This window comes from Frankia canadensis (assembly GCF_900197875.1).
GTDB classification, from domain to species: domain Bacteria; phylum Actinomycetota; class Actinomycetes; order Frankiales; family Frankiaceae; genus Frankia; species Frankia canadensis.
Window position 1 is genome coordinate 1 of the sequence record NZ_FZMO01000315.1, and the last position, 3,845, is coordinate 3,845.

A 3,845-nucleotide genomic window follows, 5' to 3' on the forward strand; every position below is an offset into this window, starting at 1 on the left:
CACCCGCCCTCCGCACCGCCCTCACCACCGCCGCCACCGCTCTCGCCGCGCTCTACGATCCGTCGCACGTTTTCGACGTTAAGAAGAAGAGGCTCGCGGGTGAATCTACTCCTCCTCTGGAGGCTGCTCGTGAAAGACCTGCCAGGTGAAGAGCAGGGCCGACAACATGGGGTCAGGAATCTCCGCAAGCGGAGAAGGCCCCGATGGAGTCAGGTCAACCGGCGCATCAACAGGGTCCGGCGGAAGACAGTCGTCATGCGCGACCAGCCGGGGATCAGGAAGCCGACGATTCCACCGCTGCCGCGCCCCCTGACGGGTCAGGCCCGCTGCCTGACCAATCTGAACCCAGTCGGCGCCCGCCGCCACCGCGTCGGCAACCGCCTGATCACGCTCCAGGGCCAGCGCATGCAACCGCCGGGTCAGCTCCTCAAGATAGTCCAGGGCGACGGCTCGCGGACTGACACCGCGCGGCAGCCAGTTCCTCCCAGATGCGTCCACCTCTGCACCCTAGACCATTCGACAACGCTTATTACCCACACCCGACAACAACAATTGCCCACGCCGCACGGGGCCCTCTTCCAGAACGGCCCTACAGGGGGCACCACACCCGCCCGCAGCCTCAAGCGTGGACAACCTTCATTGTCACCCTCATTCGACAATGAAGATTGTCCATCACAGCCCGAGAGTCGACAATCTCGGTTGCCTGACAAATGACGTTGCCACGCCACAACGTCGACCGACCGCCCAGCCTCGACGCCGAAGGCCAGGCAAGGCGTCCCTCGAACCCGCCTATCCACTACAGGCAACCAACTTCGTTGTCTGAATATTGAGAAACAGATCGTCGAGTACGATCGCTGCGCGACCCGACGTCGCTCGTGCACCTGCCACCATCTGTCCTGTCGCCGGCCCACGACGCCTCGGCGACAACCCGACCGGCAGCGGCGAGAGTCCCTCCTGCCACGGGGAAGGCAGCGGAGGCGGTGATCACGATGGTCGCCGCCGAACAGAGAGGCAGCACAGACGATGCTCGCGGTGCTCGGCGGGGGTGGCGAGGCGGCGATGGCCGTGGTGTTACTCCTGCTTCTGTTTCTGGCCTGGGTCGTCAGCAGTGACGCCCGCACTCGCCGGCTGTCCGACCTGATGAGGTCCCGGCACCGGGGCGACGAGCGATGACAGCAGGCCCGGACGACACGCTGTCGCGGCAGGAAGTGGCCCGTGCCGCCGGGGTGAGGCCGGCGGCCGTCAACAACTGGGCCCGCCGGCACCCGCATGAATTCCCTCCGCCTCGGGTAATTGCCGGCCAAACCGTCTACTCGGCTGCCCAGGTCGCCGCCTGGCTTGACAGCCGGAAGATCTCCGCCGGAGGCCGGCACCCAGGAGAGGCCCCGGGCGCCACCTATGGGCAGCGATTCCGTCGAAATCGAAACATGCCTCCCGTGGCGCCGATCAGCGCGGAGGCCGAGCCAACCGAAGAGATCCTGGATAGGGCACTCTGGAAGCCCCTAGAAGATATACAACGTGGGCAGAGCATCGCCCCCAACCTTGATCTACTTCTTGCCCTGCTCGCTATCCGGCGTCATAACCGGCGCTTCTGGGTACAGCTCACCAGCAGCAAGGGGGCCGGCGCACTGGATCTCCGGGAACTGGCGAACCTTCGGCACCAGGCAGCACAGGGACTCGCTCCGGCCTACAGGCGCCTCGAGAGAGCTATGAAGGACAACGTGGATATCGCGGCCTTCGCCAGGCCTATTGACGAGGCCGCAGACCAGGTCCGTCTGCGTGCCCGGCGTCATGACGTTGCCGAGGGCTTCGAATCACTGGCCAGCCGGTTCCTGCTTGAGCAGACGGCGGCTGCCCACGGCCCGCGCGGCGGAGAGCACGTCACGCCGCTCTCGCTCAGCCGCACGATCGTTGCACTCCTCGATCCTCAACCGAACGCCAGGATCTGCGACCCCTGCTGCGTCTCCGGAGAACTCCTGATCGCGGCCGGAACGTGGAACCGTCTCCCTGGACCGGCCGTCATCGGACGATCGGTCCTGGACGGCAGCGCCCTGAGTCCCATGTCCCGACAACTCACGCTGCTCAGTGCCGCTATCCGTGGGCTTCGAATTGATGTCGGCGCGTCGCCTCGCGAGCCGCTGAAGGGCGAGGCAGAGCCGGTCTCCAACGCCGACGCCGTCACGTCGGCGTCGGCCGCGGACGGGGAGTCCACCAACAAGATCACGCCGGTCCCACGTTACGACGTCGTTCTGGCGAACCCCCCGTTCCGCATGCCTGGCTGGGACGAGGGAGGCCGACTCCACTTCCCATACGGAGAGCCGCCCACACACAGCGCGACCTTTGCCTGGCTTCAGTACGCCGCCGCCATCCTCGACGACCGCGGACGCGCCGCCCTGGTCATGCCCACAAGCGCCGCGGCCTCAGAGAACCCCACCGAGAGACGGCTGCGCGCCAAAATGACCGAAAACGGCGCCGTGGAGTGCGTGATCGCGATGCCCGGGGAGCTGTTCCGAGAGAACGACCTCGACGTGGCCGTCTGGATCCTGCGTGGCAAAGACCACCGGAGCCGTCGCGACGTGCTTCTCATCGACGCGCGCGCCCTGGGAACCAGACGGAGACGCGGCCGTCGGATCCTCACCGACGACGACACGGCGAAGATCGTAGGCGCCTATCGGTCCTGGCGGGACAGCGCGGCCCACACGTTCAACACCATTCCGGGCTTCGCGGTGGCGGTCGATATGCAGCAGCTCCGCGTGCACGACTGGCAGCTCAACCCCGCCGTGCACCTACACTCCGGACTTCCCCACGCCGACGCGGGCGCCACGCGGGCCAAGGCCCGCGCGCTGCATGAGGAACTCCTGTCCTGCGAGTACCGTGCGCGCCAGGCAGACGCCGATGTGGCTCATCTCCTGGCGTGGATCACGCCATGAGTCTCCCATCGCGGCGGATGCCCTCCGACTGGCCTGAGGTCAGACTCGACGCGCTGTGCGACGTTCAGGCCGGGCCGTCCGGTCGCGCCCCGCAACAGGCCAGATGGGCGGAGACAGACGTCTCTGTGATCAACCCCGCAAGCATCCAGCACGGTCAGCTCACAGAGCAGGGCCAGACCTACCTCGACCGGGAGACCGCAGAGGACATGTACCGCTACGTCCTGCGTCCGGGCGACATCGTATGCACCCGCATCGGAGACACACGGCGCCATGCCCTGGTGTCAGAAGAACACGACGGCTCGCTGCTCGGTGGAGCCTGCATCCGCCTGCGTCCAGATGGGCGAATACTCGCTACCTATCTGAACCACTATCTACGCCTGCCATCCGTGCAGGACTGGCTGTCCAGCCGCATCACCAGCACCGTCGTTCCGATCCTCACCTCCGCGATCCTGCGGGACCTTCGGCTCAGGCTCCCGCCCCATGACAGGCAGCAGGCGATCGCCGAAGCCCTCGACGCCCTCGACCAGCAGGTCGCAGCTCATCGGGAGGTCGTCCGCACGGCGACGCGGCTGCGCGACAGTCTCGCGCCCGCCCTACTCACTGGCGCGATCGAGCTTCCGTAGCGCGAGGTCGGCCGCCGGGAGAAGCCGCAGGCGGACGGTGGTGCCGGCGCCGGGGGCGGTGGTGAGGTCGATCGAGGCGCCGTGGGCGCGGGCGGTGGCGGCGACGATGGCGAGACCCAGGCCGCTGCCGCCGGTGCCGCTGGCCCGGCTGTCGGCGGCGCGGTAGAAGCGGTCGAAGACGTGGGCGGCGACCTCGGGCGGCATGCCGGGACCGTGGTCGGTCACCTCCAGCGCGACACCGCCCGCCGGTCCCGCGGGACCGGACCCGCTTGGCCCTGTGGCGGTGGCGGGG

Annotated in this window: 5 protein-coding genes; 3 read left to right on the forward strand and 2 right to left on the reverse strand. The window is 67.6% G+C overall.

What is annotated here, in order from left to right; translation table 11 throughout:
* Positions 1-105: 105 nt before the first annotated feature.
* On the reverse strand, positions 106-498 hold the full coding sequence (locus C1A33_RS34315) for a hypothetical protein (RefSeq protein ID WP_133150780.1): 393 nt from the start codon (positions 496-498) through the stop codon (positions 106-108).
* 525 nt (positions 499-1,023) lie between these two features.
* Between C1A33_RS34315 and C1A33_RS35145 the strand changes: the two genes are divergently transcribed.
* From C1A33_RS35145 to C1A33_RS21880, 3 genes are all read left to right on the forward strand, one after another.
* The gene (locus C1A33_RS35145) at positions 1,024-1,173 is read left to right on the forward strand and encodes a hypothetical protein (RefSeq protein ID WP_165818525.1); all 150 of its coding nucleotides are present in this window, start codon (positions 1,024-1,026) and stop codon (positions 1,171-1,173) included.
* Positions 1,174-1,709: 536 nt separating this feature from the next.
* Positions 1,710-2,930, forward strand: coding sequence for an HsdM family class I SAM-dependent methyltransferase (locus C1A33_RS21875; protein WP_165818526.1), 1,221 nt, complete (start codon positions 1,710-1,712; stop codon positions 2,928-2,930).
* Positions 2,927-3,553, forward strand: coding sequence for a restriction endonuclease subunit S (locus C1A33_RS21880; RefSeq protein ID WP_101833264.1), 627 nt, complete (start codon positions 2,927-2,929; stop codon positions 3,551-3,553). Before C1A33_RS21875 ends, C1A33_RS21880 begins: the two co-directional genes overlap by 4 nt.
* On the opposite strand, the gene C1A33_RS21885 is transcribed toward C1A33_RS21880, so the two are convergent.
* The coding region (locus C1A33_RS21885) for an ATP-binding protein (protein WP_133150781.1) at positions 3,524-3,845 on the reverse strand (322 nt) is incomplete at its 5' end. The two genes, C1A33_RS21880 and C1A33_RS21885, sit on opposite strands and share 30 nt — an antisense overlap.